The organism is Enterococcus sp. DIV1283b, from assembly GCF_051710965.1.
Classification (GTDB): domain Bacteria; phylum Bacillota; class Bacilli; order Lactobacillales; family Enterococcaceae; genus Enterococcus_B; species Enterococcus_B lactis.
Genome location: NZ_JBIOLR010000001.1, coordinates 1,839,463 through 1,854,370, shown reverse-complemented (window position 1 = coordinate 1,854,370; position 14,908 = coordinate 1,839,463). Strand labels below are relative to the sequence as shown.

The window sequence follows — 14,908 nt, the reverse complement described above, 5'->3', positions numbered from 1 at the left end:
GGGGTTGAGTAAATGGTCATGAATGCTATTTCGGCGATGAAAAAAACAAAACAGCAGCTACATGAATCGGGGTTCAAGCTGACACCGCAAAGAGAAGCTACCCTGCTTGTGCTTTTGGAGAATGAGAAAGAGCATTTGTCTGCAGAAGAGATCTTCTTTTTAGTGAAAAAAAAGAGTCCAGAAATTGGACTTGCTACTGTTTATCGAACCCTTGAAATCTTGACAGAATTAAAAATTGTCGATAAAGTAAGTTTTAATGATGGATTAGCCCGTTATGATTTGAGAAAAGAAGGCGCCAAACATTTCCATCATCATTTACTATGCTTGAACTGCGGCACGATCGAGGAAGTAGAAGAGGATCTTTTACTTGAAGTGGAGCAAGTAGTAGAAGAACGTTATCATTTTTTAGTAAAAGATCATCGGCTGACGTTCCATGGAATCTGTCAGGAATGTTATGAAAAAGAAAAAAGAAACCAGTCCGTCTGAGTGTCTAGACGGCTTTTTCTTTGCTCAGATTATGGAAAAAGACTATCAGAATGAAGCGGTATCTGATATGATAGAGAGGCATGAGGGGGATTATTATGAAAGAGCAAATCAACGATTATCTCCACTACTTGAATATTGAACGGGGATTATCCGCCAATACACGTCAAAGCTATGAACTTGATTTGGAACAATACTTGCATTTTCTAGAAGAGCAGAAAGTTGCTTCATGGCAAGATGTCGATCGTTTTTTAGTCATCCGTTTTCTGGAAAAACTGCATGAAGAAAAAAAAGCGACAGCAACCGTTACGCGGATGATCTCAAGCCTCAGAAGATTCCATCAGTTTTTACGACAAGAGCGTATCACGGATCATGATCCAATGCAGCATATCGATACGCCAAAGAAAGCGCAGAAATTACCAAGTACATTGACGCTGGCAGAAGTAGAAAAGCTGATTGAAGCACCTGATACGACAAAAACGTTAGGAATAAGAGATCGTGCAATCTTAGAAGTCATGTATGCTACTGGGATGCGCGTCAGTGAATTGATTGGATTGAAATTGGGAGATCTTCATCTTTCTCTTGGACTGGTACAGACAGTCGGTAAAGGAGATAAAGAGCGGATTATTCCTTTAGGTGATTATGCGATCCAATGGCTGGAACGCTACTTAGACGAAGCACGTCCGTTACTTGTAAAGGACGCATCTGAAATGCATGTATTTGTCAATAATCATGGAAAAGGTCTTTCCCGGCAAGGAATCTGGAAAAATCTGAAACAGCTAGTAAGAGAGGCTGGGATTTACAAAGAAGTAACGCCGCATACGCTGCGGCACAGCTTCGCCACCCACTTGCTAGAAAACGGAGCAGATTTGCGGACAGTACAGGAATTGTTAGGTCACGCGGATATCTCTACGACACAGATTTATACACATATCACGAAAAAAAGGATGACAGATGTTTATAAGCAGCATTTTCCAAGGGCTTAGTCATAGGAAGGTGAGAAGATGTTAACACATTACCGAAAAGAAAACCGTAAAATTGCTATGGGACTGTTGAGTTTCCATAAGAAGCTGACAGGTAAGTCTTCTTTGTTGAAGGAGATAGATACGTACGAATCTGAAGATGATTATGAACTTTTTTTCTTTACGCCGGAAGGTTCGACCAACATTCAAGGGATCATTGGTGTTTATTGGGCAACGAACGATCAGCTGATCATCCATGACATTTCTTTGAATCCATCTTATCGCGGTGAGAATATGGGCTTTCAAATGTTAGATGAATTACAAGAAAAGTATCCGGATGTCTCCATCCGTGCAACTGAAATCACAGAGCCTTATATTGGAAAGTGGCTAGCAAAGAAAAAGAAGAAAGAGTGAATGAGTTGACGGAGATCAATATTAAATTAGATGTATTCGAGGGACCTCTCGATCTGCTGCTTCATCTGATTCAGCAAATGGAAATCGATATATATGATATACCAATCGCTACGATCACAGAGCAATATATGAATTATATCCATACAATGAAAACACTAGAGCTAGCTGTTGCAGGAGAATACCTAGTGATGGCTGCTACATTGATGGCAATCAAAAGTAAGACGTTGCTCCCTATCCAAGAGTTTGTTACAGATGATGAAGAACTATGGGAAGAAGATCCTCGAGAAGAATTGGTCACTCAGCTTTTAGAATACCGTAAGTATAAGTATGCGGCTGAAAAATTAACAGAAAAAGCAGAGGAACGAAGTCTTTATTACACAAAAGACCCTATGAACATCGATGGATTGGCGGATGTTGAAAAACCGTTGAAGCGAGGACAAGTCAAAAAAATCGATCTGATCCGTGCCATGCAGAAAATTTTAGAACGTAAGAAATTTTCTAAAAAAATGGAAAAAACGATCACGCCCGATGATACAACGATCGAAGAACGAATGATCTTTATCGAAGAGCGTATAAAAAGAAATACGCATGGCTGTACCTTCGACTCTTTTTTTGAGTCGCCTTCCAAAAGTGAAGTTGTGACTACTTTTATGGCTTTGCTAGAGTTGATGAAAAAAGGACAGATTATTGCGCAACAAAAAGAAAATTATGAATCAATTATGCTTTATCCAGCAGTAGGAGATACCGAACATGACGAAATTAAGTGAACTTGAAGCCCTTCTTTTTATTGTTGGCGAGGAAGGAATCAGTAATGAAGAATTAAGCGGACTGTTGAATCTCAGTGAAGCAGAAGTCGCAAATTTAGTGAAAGAATTAAGAGACTCTTACGCTCAAAATCCGCATTCAGCTTTGCATATTTTTGAAACGGAAAGCCATTATGTATTAACGACTAAAAAAGAGCTAGCGCCATTGCTCAAGCGATATGCGCAAGGAACATCGAACACGTTATCTCAAGCCGCTGTCGAGACTTTAGCAATCATTGCCTATAAACAACCAATCACACGAGCTGAGATCGAGCAGATTCGAGGCGTTCAGGTTTCAGGAGCGGTACAGCGTCTGGCTGCTCATAAACTGATTGAAGAAAAAGGCAGAGTAGAAGGACCAGGTCGACCAATATTATATGGAACAACTGGTTACTTCTTGGATTATTTTGGGCTGAAATCATTAGAGGAACTGCCTGATACACAAGAAATGGAAATTTCACTTGAAGAAGATGTGTCACCAGATCTATTCTTTGATGGAATGAATAAAGGAGAACAATTGTAAATGGAGAGATTACAAAAAGTAATTGCCCACGCTGGCATCACTTCCCGTCGAAAAGCAGAAGAATTTATCCTTGCAGGACGTGTAAAAGTAAACGGACAAGTTGTAAGAGAATTAGGGATAAAAGTTGGAAAACATGACACTGTGGAAGTGGATGAAGTGCCAATTTATCAAGAAGAATACGGTTATTATTTATTGTATAAACCTAAAGGAGTCATTTCTGCTGTAGCAGATGACAAAGGAAGAAAAGTCGTTACGGACCTTCTGCCGATGGTAAAAGAACGAATTTACCCCGTGGGTCGACTGGATTACGATACTTCGGGCATCTTACTGCTGACAAATGATGGAGATTTTGCCCAGCGCCTGACACATCCAAAACATGAAGTGGATAAAGTTTATGTCGCAAAAGTAAAAGGGATTGCGACAAAATCGATGCTTGCACCTTTGGCAAAAGGAATAAAGATCGAAGGACGAAAAACGTCTCCAGCTAAATTCCAAATTTTATCAGTGGATCCTAAGACAAATCACAGTATCGTGGAATTGACGATCCACGAAGGACGGAATCATCAAGTGAAAAATATGCTTCAAGCAGTTGGGCTCCCTGTGCAAAAGTTGAAACGTGAAAAATACGGTGATTTGACATTACAAGGTCTACGCCCTGGGGATTATCGTGAACTGAACAAAAAAGAAGTCAGCAGCTTATTGAATCATTCAAAATAAACACTTACTTTTTATAAGTGTTAAATGTTGCGTTTTTTGAAGAGATATGTATAATGAACATGTAAACAAAAATTATATAAGGTTCGTCTTCAGGGGCAGGGTGAAATTCCCGACCGGTGGTTATAGTCCACGACCTATTTTGCAAAAAATAGCTGAATCGGTGAAATTCCGATACCGACAGTACAGTCTGGATAAAGAAGATAGGGCTTATTTGACGCACACTTGATCAAATAACTCTAACTCTATTTTCCCTGGAAAATAGAGTTTTTTCATTTGGAGAGAAACGTCAAAAAGTTCGCTGAAGAGGAGTCCTAACAGGAGGATTTCAAATGAAGAACACCCGTGTACAGAAAATGGTTGCAGTAGCGATGTTTGCTGCGATCGCATTAGTTTTACAGTATTTTGCTTTTCCGATCATGCCGGCTTTTAGTTTTTTGAAGATTGATTTTAGTGATATCCCGGTATTGATCAGTATGTTCTTATTCGGTCCAGCGGCCGGAGTAGCTACAGCGTTCTTGCGTTCAGTATTACATCTGCTGACTACAGGTTTTTCTCCAGATAACCTAGTGGGAGACACAGCTAGTTTCTTATCAACAACGATCTTTACCTTTCCGATTTATTACTTCTTTAGTGTAAAGAAACAGCATAAAGGAAGAAATAAATTTTTAGGTGTGATTACAGGAACGATTGCTCTGACTATTTTCATGAGTATCGCGAATTATTTCGTTATTACGCCTCTTTACTTAATGTTTTTAGGACTGAACGCGACACAGATGTTGGGGATGTCTTTAGCAAATTATGTATTGATTGGGATTGTTCCTTTCAACTTGATCAAAGGATTCATCGTGAGTGCTGTCTTTTTAGTGCTACATGCGCAACTTCTTCCATGGTTAAGTCGAAAACAACATCAGTTGGAACAACGTCATACAGCAGTTAAATAAATGTCAAAAAGATCAAGAAATTTCTTGATCTTTTTTTTTGGAAAAAAATACAATACATGCAATATTGTAAACGTTTTATTTGTTTGTTTTGAGTATTTTTTTTATTTATGCATAAAAATCAATCAGATTTTTTAGAATGTGAAATTCTTCTCCTTTCAAAAGACGGAAATGTTTGTTTATATAAAAAAGGAAACGCTACAATGAAAATGAAGAAAGCTTTAAAAACCTGAAAAAAGGAGGAGAAAATAGGAAAAAACGAACTTTTTGAACAAAAGTTTTATAAAATGCGTGTTATTATTTTTGTTCTGATACTCTTTTTGATAAAATAACATTAGAGCCAAAAATGATGTCTCTAACGGAAAAGAAAGGAAGAAGAAGATGGAACAAACAAAGAAGAAAAAATTTCAAATGCCTTCAGCGTATACGGTCTTATTCATTATTATTGCAGTAATCGCTGTACTTACTTGGTTTATACCAGCTGGGCACTATAGTGTAGACGATGCAGGCAACATTGTCGCTGGATCATATGAACGAGTACAACAAAATCCTCAAGGGCTGTGGGATATTTTCATGGCGCCAATCAATGGGATGCTAGGTGTACCAGCGGGGGAGCTAACTAAAGAAACACCTGCTGCAATCCCAATCTCTTTCTTCATTTTAGTTGTTGGTGGATTTTTAGGTATTATCAACAAAACAGGTGCACTAGATGCCGGAATCGCTTCAGTTGTGAAGAAATTCAAAGGAAAAGAAAAAATGCTTATTCCAGTATTGATGCTGTTATTTGCATTAGGCGGATCTACTTACGGAATGGCGGAAGAAACGATTCCGTTCTATGCTTTACTGATCCCAGTTATGATGGCAGTAGGCTTTGATACAGTGGTAGCAGTAGCCATCGTATTAGTAGGGTCTCAAGTAGGCTGTTTAGCTTCAACGGTCAATCCTTTCGCAACAGGCGTAGCTTCACAAGCTGTTGGGATTTCGATGGGTGAAGGTATTGGTCTTCGATTCTTGATGTTCGTTATTTTGTTAGCTATTTCTATTGTATATGTGTATCGCTATGCATCAAAAATCGAAAAAGATCCAACAAAATCATTAGTATACAATCAACGTAAAGAAGATATGAAACATTTCGATATCGAAGCAATCGGTCGCCAAGAAGTAATCACGAAAAAACAAAAACATGTAAATGTATTGTTCTTCATTACTTTTGGTATCATGATTATCAGTTTGATTCCTTGGACAACCTTGAATGCGAATTTCACAATTTTTGAATCATTGACAAACTGGTTAACCAATCTTCCGGTACTAGGAACTGTTTTAGGTAAAAGCATGCTTCCGCTAGGTGACTGGTACTTCCCAGAAATTACTATGTTGTTCTTAGTCATGTCAATCGTCGTAGCAATCACGTATGGTATGAAAGAATCTGAATTCGTCTCTGAATTTTTAGCTGGTGCTTCTGACTTGATTGGTGTAGCTATCGTAGTAGCTGTTGCTCGTGGTATCCAAGTGGTTATGAACAACGGGCTGATTACAGACACTATCTTACACTGGGGCGAACAAGGATTAAGTTCACTATCTTCAAGTGTATTCATCATCATTACATTTATTTTCTATATTCCTATGTCATTCTTGATTCCTTCAACTTCTGGCTTAGCTGCTGCAACAATGGGAATCATGGGACCTATGGGTGAATTTGCCGGTGTAGGGAAGGATTTAGTTATCACTGCTTATCAATCTGCGTCTGGCTTAGTAAACTTGATTACGCCAACATCTGCTATCGTAATGGGTGCTGTAGCGATTGCTCGTTTCGATGTTTCAGTATGGTGGAAATTTACTGGTAAATTAATTGCGATATTATTTGTAGCCATCTGTGTGATCCTAGGTGTAGCAGCAATGTTCTAAACCTAGACAAATACAGGTACAAGGTCTATCATAAGAGTGAAGAAACCGATATACGGCTATCGATAAGCACGTGGATAAGTCGATTGCTCCATTCAGTGAGTGTTTTTTCTTTCATCATTTGTTAAGAACATTCTGCTTGCTGATGGAGCAGGCTTAAAACGTCATTATTAGAGAAGAAGAGGTTGTGTCGGAGGCATTTGACATAACCCTTTTTAACATATTAGGAGGTTAAAATCATGAAACAATTTGTGACAGAACAACATCATGAACAAGCATTAGAATCATTGAGCGAATTGATCCGAATCCCTTCCGTACTAGATGAAGCAGATTCAGGGCAAGGACACCCCTTCGGTAAAAAAGTGATTGAAGCTTTGGACAAAGTATTGGAAATCAGTGAAAAGCTAGGATTTAGAACATTTAAAGATCCAGAAGGCTATTACGGTTATTCAGAGATTGGCTCAGGAGATGAATTATTCGGTATCTTGTGTCATATGGACGTTGTTCCGGCAGGCGACGAAAACAATTGGGAAACGAAACCATTCGATCCAACCGTAAAAGACGGCTGGTTAGTTGGTCGCGGCTCTCAAGATGACAAAGGTCCTTCCATTGCAGCAATGTATGCTGTAAAAGCTTTGATAGACGCTGGCGTGGAATTCAAAACACGTATTCGTTTTATCTTTGGTACAGATGAAGAAAATTTGTGGCGTTGTTTAGAAAAATATAACGAGAAAGAAGAAGGCATTACGCAAGGATTTGCGCCAGACGCTGAATTCCCTTTAATTTATGCGGAAAAAGGCTTACTACAAGCTTACTTGACAGGCCCTGGAACGAACGATTTTTCTGTAAAAGCTGGCGGAGCGCTGAATGTTGTTCCTGATGCAGCTCCTTATTCTGGTGAAAAGATTTCTGAAGTAAAAGAAGTATTGAAAAAACACGGATTTGATTTCGAAGAACAAGGCGAAGGAATCGTCGTTCTTGGTAAAAGTATCCACGCGAAAGATGCCGCACAAGGAGTGAATGCTATTTCTCGTCTGGCAATCGCTCTTTCAGAAGTATTCGATTTTGGCCCAATCAATTTCTTAGGAAAATTAGTTCAAGAAAATGCAACTGGTGAAGCAGTCGTGGGCAAGACAGAAGATGAACAATCTGGTGAGTTAACGATGAACTTTGCAAGTTTGGAAATCACACCAGAACAAACAAAAATCGGTGTAGATATGAGAATTCCTGTGACATTCAAAAAAGAGGATTTAGTAGCTAAATTAACTAAAACAGTAGAAAAATATGAGTTGTCTTATGAAGAGTTTGACTTCCTAGATTCATTATACGTGCCATTGGACAGTGAATTAGTGAAAAACCTATTGGGAACATATCGCGAGATTACTGGAGACATGACTGAACCATTTGTATCAGGTGGCGCTACGTTTGCCCGTACGATGAACCAGTGTGTGGCATTCGGTGCGATGTTCCCTGATACTCCAGACTTCATGCATCAGGCAAATGAACGATGGGAATTAAGCAGTATGTATAAAGCAATGGAAATTTATGCAGAAGCAGTGTATCGTTTGTGCGCTAAATAAAAAATAATCATATAAAAAAGGCGGATATTCGAATGGATATTCCGTCTTTTTTATTTGGTGCTGGAAAGTTTGCATTTTTCTCTTATTTTTTTTAAGGTATAATCATACTTGATTGAGAAGAAGGTATAAACTCAGATAGAAAAGGTGGGAGAAATTGAAAATATTTAGACGAATACTAATTGGCTTAGTCATTATTTTAGGATTACTTGGCGGAGGCGGTTATTACTATATACAGCAAAATACGTACGAACCATCGTCAGAAGCACAAAAGGTGGTAAAAGAAGGAAGAAACAAAGAAGATTACTTGTTTTTTGAAGGAGAGAAAAAGAATCAGGCAAAGTCTCCATTACTTATTTTTTATCCTGGTGCTCTCGTAGACCCAGAAAGTTATAGTATTTGGGCGCAAGATTTAGCAAAAAACGGCTACTCAGTTGCTATTGTCAAAATGCCTCTTGATCTAGCAGTGATAGGTGGAAACAAAGCGGATAAAATCAAAGAAGATTTTCCAGATTCCGATTATGTGATCGGTGGTCACTCTTTAGGCGGTGTCATGGCAAGTCGATATGCGAATAAGAATCATTCAGACAGTCATTTAAAAGGGGTATTCTTCATGGCAAGCTATCCCGATAAAAAAGGAACATTGAAAGAATCAGCTGTCCCAATTTTATCAATTACAGCAACTAAAGATAAAGTATTGAATCAGAAAGCTTATGAAGAAGCCAAGCAGTACTTACCGGAAAGAACAGAGCATGTATCAATCAACGGCGGGAACCATGGAGGCTTTGGTAGCTATGGTGAGCAAAAAGGAGATGGAGAGGCAGAAATTTCTAACTCAGAACAGCAAACTGTGATTGTCAATACACTGGAAAACTGGCTGAAAAAGTTGAAATAACCGAAATGGGTCCTATAGAGTCTATGAAAAAACAAGTCAAATAAATAGATAGTAAATATAACTTTCAAAATAAGTCGGGATTTCACGGAATGGGAGAAACAGATCCCGGCTTATTTTCAAGTTTAGAAAATCTAGTGTTCATTTTTAAAGCTTAGTTTGACTTAAATTTTGTTTTCTAATAAAATCGCCCGAACTGGACATTTTTGATACGCTTTTCTTACATACGCTTCTTCTTCCGGCATGACGAACTGTTGATGAGCCTCTGGTTCTTGGGCAAATAAAACGATTCCTTCTTCATCATAATCGAAAATATCCGGCGCTTCGATTTGGCAAAGACCGCATGCAATACAGCGTTCAGGTACAAGTTTACATAGTAGTGACATTTCTAACCATCCTAACTTAAGGAGAATAATATGATTGTTTTTATTTTATCGCTATTTTCATCAAGAAACAAGCTGCGAGTCAGCTCTCTTTACCAGCTCCTTGTGGGAAAACGAACGACTTCAGTACTTATTTTCGGATTTACTCACGAACTTTTATTTGCTCATAATAGTTTTCCAGAATTGAAACAGGACAAGTTTTATCAGATTATGCAAAAACTTGCACAGCAAGGCTGGATCGAAATAAATGAAAATGAAGCAAAATTAACGTCTGCAGGAGCAGATAGGTTGTCTGAACTTCACACAGAATATACTGGTTTGCGTTTTGACCGATATGGACGAACTGGGGAAACTAGTTGGCGGCTCATCAAATTTGCTGTTCAAGTGATTTCTAATCTGGCATCTGGGAACCAAGATTATCTTCCAGCAGAGACAAGTCCTTTTTATACTTTCCAACTGAAAAAATGGCTTAGTGGAAGCAGATTGCCACGTGGAATTTTGATTGATAGCGCGTATGAAAGTTTAGCGCAGCTGTTTTCGGAGATACCAGAAGGAGCAGCCGATTTTTTAGCTAACCAATTCTCTGGAAATGATCAAACAGGACTTCTGCCGTATCAGCTAGCAAAAACCAATGATGAGTCAGCTGTTTATTTACAACAAAGCAGATGCATCCATCTTTTGCTCGCACAAATAGAAGAACGGCCAGATTCGCTATGGTATGTGTTGATTGATCCGTTATTACAGCAAAATTTCAATCAAAGCATGATGATCACCAAGCAGATGTTTATGAATGGTCAGACAATTGACCAGATCATGGCAATCCGTCATTTAAAAAAAGGGACGGTAACAGATCATCTTATTGAGTGGGCCTTGTTTTTTGATGATTTTCCATACGAGCGGATTCTCTCTCAAGAAACGGTCGAACGATTGGAACCAAATAAGGATTCCGTGCGAGAGTGGCGCTTCAGCGAATGGAATGTAGATGGACAATTAGATTATGGAGAATTTCGTTTGTATCAAATCTATCTATTGAGAAAGGAAGCGATACAGAATGTTAATAAATGAATTAAAAAAATATTTTGGATTCGATTCATTTCGACCCGGCCAAGAAGAAATTATTCAGGCGTTGCTTGATGGAGAAGATACTCTCGCTATTTTGCCTACAGGAACGGGGAAAAGCCTGTGCTATCAATTAACAGGGTATTTAACGGATGGGATGGTCCTCATCGTGTCACCGCTACTTTCTCTCATGGAAGATCAAGTGACACAACTGCAAAAACGAGGGGAAAAACGAGTAGCTGCTTTCAATAGCTTGCTTTCGCGAGCTGAAAGAGGATACGTTCTCCGTCATCTGTCGCAATATAAATTTTTATTTTTGAGTCCGGAAATGTTGACTAACCCTTCTCTTTTAGAGCAGCTGAAAAAACAGGATATAGCGCTATATGTAGTGGATGAGGCACATTGTGTATCACAATGGGGAGTTGATTTTCGGCCAGAATATCAACAGTTAGGAAAAATCCGCGAGCATTTAGGAAACCCGGTCACATTGGCTCTAACCGCGACAGCGACAGATTTAGTAGCGAAAGATATACGTCAGGTGCTATTTGATCGACAGCCAAAAGAGGTTAGACAATCAGTCAATCGACAAAACATCTCGCTTTTTGTTCGAAAAACGCAGCAAAAAGAACAAGAACTTGAACAATTCATGGAAAATGCACAGGGTGCGGCAATTATTTATTGTGCAACAAAAAAAGAAGTCGAACGTTTGTATCATTTATTCAGGGAGCGCTTTTCAGTTGGATATTATCACGGTGGCCTTGATGCAGCTCAAAGAAGACAGCTTCAGCAACAGTTTGTAAAAAATCAGCTGCAGTTTCTCATTGCTACAAACGCATTTGGTATGGGGATCGATAAATCTGATATTCGTTATGTGATCCATTACGATTTGCCAGACAGTCTGGAAAACTATGTACAAGAAATCGGTCGAGCAGGCAGAGATCAGGAAGAAAGTGCAGCAATCCTTTTATATCAAAGTGGAGATGAACGTATTCATTATTTCTTTAATCAACTTTCTAGAGAACAGCGACAAAGTTTTGAGCTTTATTTGGAATATGCAGCAGAGCAAGCGCCATTTGATGAGCTGCAAAAAAAATGGATGGAGTTGATCCAGCAGTCTGAAAAACCAGAAAATTGGGTGGAACGGCTCAAACGTCAGGAAAAAGAAAAAGAATTCCGCCTGCAGCAGATGCTTCGTTATATCCATGAAGAAGACTGCCGCAGAAGATTCATCTTGGCTTATTTTGGGGAAGAACTTTCCGAAAAGCCACAGAATTGTTGTGATATTGATGGCGCAAAAGTAGAACTTCTACCAAAGAAAAAGGCTTTTTCTAAGACTGAACCGCTTCATTGGGAATCGATTTTACTAAATTTATTTAAAAAAAACATGGAACATTGATTTTTTAGGACAAGACACTTTTTCCTATGGTATAATACACACGATAGAGTTTAGGAGGTAAAACAGTGAGCAGAAAAGATAGACATCAATCTACAGAAAATAACGAAACACAAGAACCATGGGAACAACCAATCTATGATACAGATGATGAGGTTTCATCAAGAAGTTCTCAGAGACAACAAAAGAAAGGAAATACATTATTTCTTTCGCTATTTTTGATTTTACTAGTCTTATGTATCGCTATTCCAGCAGGTGCTTATTTCTGGATCAGAAACGGATCAAGCAACAATGCAACAGCAGCATCTTCTTCTGAAACTTCGACATCAGTAGTAGAAAGTTCCACAAGTACAACAAAAGAGGAGTCAACTGAGACTTCAACAGTAGAATCTAGTACAATGGCGGAAGAATCTACTGTTTCTCAAGATACAGGGGTAACGTCAGAAAGCAGTATTGCAGCAGAGACAACACCTTCTTCCTCAAGTGACACAACTTATCAAGCAGGGGATTCAAGCAGCAATGCAGCAGAAACAACACCTTCTTCCTCAGCTGTAGCCGGTACGACAACGACTGTTCAAGCAGGCGAAGGTCCAAAACAAGTGGCTGAGCGTGCAGGAATCACCACTGACCAATTGTTTGAATTGAATGGCTTAGATCCAAACAACTTTATGCTTTACCCTGGTCAAGAATTAAGAATTAAATAATAATAGCCGCGCTTTGCGGCTTTTTTTTTGAGAAAAAGGAGTTATATCATGACACAAATCAGTATTGCGATCGACGGACCTGCTTCATCAGGAAAAAGCACCGTTGCCAAAATCTTAGCAAAAGAATTGAATTATATTTATACGGATACCGGTGCCATGTATCGCGCAGTGACTTATCTAGCTATTACGAACAATGTATCTTTTTCAGATGAGGAAGGACTAGTTTCACTGATCAAAAAGTATCCTATCTCTTTTTCACAACAAGAAGATGGGCAGCATGTATTCACAGCATCAAAAGACGTCACACTAGAAATCCGTCAGCCTGATGTCACAAAAGCTGTTTCTGAAGTCTCTGCTCATGGGAAAGTCAGAGAAGAACTAGTTGCTATCCAACGGAAAATAGGCGAACGCGGTGGCGTTGTGATGGACGGAAGAGACATCGGGACAGCTGTATTGCCGAATGCAGAAGTGAAAATCTTTTTAGTAGCAAGCGTAAGTGAGCGTGCAGAAAGACGATTCAAAGAGAACCAAGAAAAAGGGATCCCAACTGATCTTGAAACATTAACAAAAGAGATACAGGCAAGAGACCATTATGATTCAACAAGGGAAGTTTCTCCGCTGCAGCAAGCAGAGGACGCTGTTCGTATCGATACTACCGGCAAATCCATTCCAGAAGTCGTTGCAGCGATAAAAGCCGTCGTTTTGGAAAAGGGATATCTTCTTTTTTAAATGAAGAAAAAAACTGAAAAACAATTGTTTTTTCAAGGAAAACGAACGAAATCGCTTTATTTTTTTTGAATAATCAATTAAACTAAAAACAGTACCGTACTTACGGCAGAATGTTGGTTAGGAGGACAAGTGTTATGACAGAATTTGATCAAAATCAAGAGAACAACCAGTCAATGGAAGACGCAATGAAAAGCGTCCAAGAAGTAAAAGTTGGCGATGTTGTTAAGGGCGAAGTTTTGGTTATCGAAGACAAACAAGTAATTGTCGGAATCGAAGGGGCCGGAGTTGAAGGCGTCGTTCCGGCAAAAGAATTATCAACTTTACCAGTAGAAGATATCAACGAAGTAGTGAAAGTCGGCGATGTATTAGACTTAGTCGTTATCAGTACGATCGGCAAAGATAAAGAAAACGGCAGCTATCTACTTTCAAAACGCCGTTTAGATGCTAAAAAAGTTTGGGAAGACATCGAAAGAGATTTCCAAGACGGCAAGGTAATTGAAGCACCTGTTACAAATGTTGTCAAAGGCGGTTTAGTCGTTGACGTCGGTGTGCGTGGCTTTGTCCCCGCATCAATGGTGGAAGATCATTTTGTTGCGGACTTTTCAGATTATAAAGGCAAAACATTGAGCTTTAAAATCATTGAAATCGAACCATCAGAAAATCGTTTGATCTTATCGCACAAAGCGGTAGTTGAAAATGAAAGAGAAGAAAAGAAAAAAGAAATCCTTTCAACGATTCATGAGGGAGATGTTCTCAGCGGACGTGTCGCACGTCTTACTGATTTCGGGGCATTTGTCGACCTAGGCGGAATTGACGGTCTAGTCCATGTCTCAGAGATTTCTCATAGTCATGTAGCAAAACCAAGTGATGTGTTAGCTGTTAATGACGAAGTAAACGTCAAAGTGTTGTCTATCAACCCTGAACAAGAACGTGTTTCCTTGTCAATCAAAGATACACAGCCTGGACCTTGGTCAGAAATCGATACAAAAGCCCCAGTTGGAGCAGTATTGGACGGAACTGTTAAACGTCTAACAAGTTTCGGTGCCTTTGTTGAAGTATTCCCTGGAGTAGAAGGGCTAGTCCACATCTCTCAAATCTCACATAAACATATCGCCACACCTCACGAAGTACTTCATGAAGGCGACGAAGTGAAAGTGAAAGTATTGGAGATCCATCCAGAAGAACATCGTATTGCATTGAGCATCAAAGCTTTAGAAGAAAAACCAGCTTCAGAAGAAGAACCAAAAAATGTGGAGTCTTATGAATTACCAGAAGAAAATACTGGATTCACTATGGGAGACATTTTAGGGGATGCGTTGAAAGAAGAAGTAGAAGAAAAAGCAACCGATGATTCTGAAAAATAATTGATTTTGTATCTGTGACTGAGATGAAAGCAGCTGCTTTTGTCTCAGTTTTTCTTTTGAAAAGC

Annotated in this window: 16 protein-coding genes and 1 riboswitch; of the genes, 15 read left to right on the top strand and 1 reads right to left on the bottom strand. The window is 39.1% G+C overall.

Features of this window, described 5'->3' with window-relative positions:
- Positions 1 to 12: 12 nt before the first annotated feature.
- The 10 genes from fur to IGJ53_RS09065 all read left to right on the top strand — a co-directional run bounded on the left by fur (position 13) and on the right by IGJ53_RS09065 (position 9,214).
- A complete protein-coding gene (gene fur / locus IGJ53_RS09110) occupies positions 13 to 486 on the top strand; it encodes a ferric iron uptake transcriptional regulator (protein ID WP_002290152.1) in 474 nt (157 codons plus the stop codon).
- 95 nt (positions 487 to 581) lie between these two features.
- Entirely contained in the window at positions 582 to 1,469 is an 888-nt protein-coding gene (gene xerD / locus IGJ53_RS09105) for a site-specific tyrosine recombinase XerD (RefSeq protein WP_259741742.1), read from the top strand.
- A gap of 18 nt (positions 1,470 to 1,487) precedes the next feature.
- A complete protein-coding gene (locus IGJ53_RS09100) occupies positions 1,488 to 1,859 on the top strand; it encodes a GNAT family N-acetyltransferase (protein WP_002290158.1) in 372 nt (123 codons plus the stop codon).
- Complete coding sequence (locus IGJ53_RS09095) at positions 1,856 to 2,626, top strand: segregation/condensation protein A (RefSeq protein ID WP_311135311.1); 771 nt, start codon at positions 1,856 to 1,858, stop codon at positions 2,624 to 2,626. Before IGJ53_RS09100 ends, IGJ53_RS09095 begins: the two co-directional genes overlap by 4 nt.
- A complete protein-coding gene (gene scpB, locus IGJ53_RS09090; RefSeq protein WP_002309607.1) occupies positions 2,610 to 3,185 on the top strand; it encodes an SMC-Scp complex subunit ScpB in 576 nt (191 codons plus the stop codon). The genes IGJ53_RS09095 and scpB overlap by 17 nt, the downstream gene beginning before the upstream one ends.
- Positions 3,186 to 3,902 (top strand): pseudouridine synthase, encoded by a 717-nt coding sequence (locus tag IGJ53_RS09085; RefSeq protein ID WP_002313886.1) that lies wholly within the window; start codon positions 3,186 to 3,188, stop codon positions 3,900 to 3,902.
- 81 nt (positions 3,903 to 3,983) lie between these two features.
- A riboswitch (FMN riboswitch) is annotated at positions 3,984 to 4,108 on the top strand.
- A gap of 123 nt (positions 4,109 to 4,231) precedes the next feature.
- Positions 4,232 to 4,843 carry an ECF transporter S component gene (locus IGJ53_RS09080; protein ID WP_002309605.1) on the top strand — a complete coding sequence of 204 codons (612 nt, stop codon included), beginning with the start codon at positions 4,232 to 4,234 and terminating at the stop codon, positions 4,841 to 4,843.
- 378 nt (positions 4,844 to 5,221) lie between these two features.
- Positions 5,222 to 6,745, top strand: coding sequence for a YfcC family protein (locus IGJ53_RS09075; RefSeq protein WP_002290168.1), 1,524 nt, complete (start codon positions 5,222 to 5,224; stop codon positions 6,743 to 6,745).
- A 236-nt stretch (positions 6,746 to 6,981) separates the two neighbouring features.
- Positions 6,982 to 8,322 (top strand): M20 family metallopeptidase, encoded by a 1,341-nt coding sequence (locus IGJ53_RS09070; protein ID WP_438750096.1) that lies wholly within the window; start codon positions 6,982 to 6,984, stop codon positions 8,320 to 8,322.
- 154 nt (positions 8,323 to 8,476) lie between these two features.
- On the top strand, positions 8,477 to 9,214 hold the full coding sequence (locus IGJ53_RS09065; RefSeq protein ID WP_010732788.1) for an alpha/beta hydrolase: 738 nt from the start codon (positions 8,477 to 8,479) through the stop codon (positions 9,212 to 9,214).
- 161 nt (positions 9,215 to 9,375) lie between these two features.
- Here the strand turns inward: IGJ53_RS09065 and IGJ53_RS09060 are convergent, their stop codons facing one another.
- Positions 9,376 to 9,597: a ferredoxin gene (locus tag IGJ53_RS09060; RefSeq protein WP_002309599.1), complete on the bottom strand. Its 222-nt coding sequence runs from the start codon at positions 9,595 to 9,597 to the stop codon at positions 9,376 to 9,378.
- A 30-nt stretch (positions 9,598 to 9,627) separates the two neighbouring features.
- Between IGJ53_RS09060 and IGJ53_RS09055 the strand changes: the two genes are divergently transcribed.
- The 5 genes from IGJ53_RS09055 (at position 9,628) to rpsA (ending at position 14,843) form a co-directional block, all read left to right on the top strand.
- Complete coding sequence (locus IGJ53_RS09055; RefSeq protein ID WP_010732787.1) at positions 9,628 to 10,659, top strand: helix-turn-helix domain-containing protein; 1,032 nt, start codon at positions 9,628 to 9,630, stop codon at positions 10,657 to 10,659.
- Complete coding sequence (locus tag IGJ53_RS09050) at positions 10,646 to 12,049, top strand: RecQ family ATP-dependent DNA helicase (protein WP_010732786.1); 1,404 nt, start codon at positions 10,646 to 10,648, stop codon at positions 12,047 to 12,049. The genes IGJ53_RS09055 and IGJ53_RS09050 overlap by 14 nt, the downstream gene beginning before the upstream one ends.
- 65 nt (positions 12,050 to 12,114) lie before the next feature.
- Positions 12,115 to 12,750 (top strand): SAG1386/EF1546 family surface-associated protein, encoded by a 636-nt coding sequence (locus IGJ53_RS09045; RefSeq protein WP_002315217.1) that lies wholly within the window; start codon positions 12,115 to 12,117, stop codon positions 12,748 to 12,750.
- Between the two features lie 48 nt (positions 12,751 to 12,798).
- Positions 12,799 to 13,479, top strand: a complete 681-nt coding sequence (cmk, locus tag IGJ53_RS09040) for a (d)CMP kinase (RefSeq protein ID WP_002309595.1) — start codon at positions 12,799 to 12,801, stop codon at positions 13,477 to 13,479.
- Between the two features lie 134 nt (positions 13,480 to 13,613).
- Positions 13,614 to 14,843 carry a 30S ribosomal protein S1 gene (rpsA, locus tag IGJ53_RS09035; RefSeq protein WP_002290176.1) on the top strand — a complete coding sequence of 410 codons (1,230 nt, stop codon included), beginning with the start codon at positions 13,614 to 13,616 and terminating at the stop codon, positions 14,841 to 14,843.
- Positions 14,844 to 14,908: the final 65 nt, after the last annotated feature.